The sequence below is a fragment of the Croceibacterium salegens genome (assembly GCF_009827435.1).
Classification (GTDB): Bacteria; Pseudomonadota; Alphaproteobacteria; order Sphingomonadales; family Sphingomonadaceae; genus Croceibacterium_B; species Croceibacterium_B salegens.
This window is the reverse complement of record NZ_WTYM01000010.1, coordinates 1-364: the sequence shown is the minus strand read 5'-3', so window position 1 is coordinate 364 and position 364 is coordinate 1. Positions and strand designations below refer to the sequence as shown.

Genomic DNA, 364 nt, shown 5'->3' with positions numbered 1-364 from the left:
CCGATCCTGCTGGCGAAATCGCTGGCGCTGTTTCCGGTGCCCGCGACGCCTTCGACGCCCGAAATTTCAGGCGGAAGCGAGCTGGCGTCGAAGACAACCGTGGGCGTGTTGTAGGGGTTGGTTGCCGGTCCGGTCACGGCTTGCGGCTCGCTCGCGAAAACGGGCGAAGGTGCCGGGTCGGCAAGCTGCGCCGTCGGGGGCGGTGGCGCCGGCACGGCTTGCGGGCCCGGAGTTCCGGGAACGACGGCAGGTTGGGGGACGGGCACGGCCTGCTGCGCGGCACGCGGTTGCCCTTCCTCGACCCGCGCCGAATTCATGCCCCACAAGGTGGCCATGCCGAGCACCGCGACGATCGCCACGCCGG

General features: G+C 70.9%; 1 pseudogene. It reads right to left on the bottom strand.

Annotated features, from left to right (window positions below):
• A pseudogene (locus tag GRI89_RS00110) lies at positions 1-364 on the bottom strand (TrbI/VirB10 family protein); the annotation flags it as partial.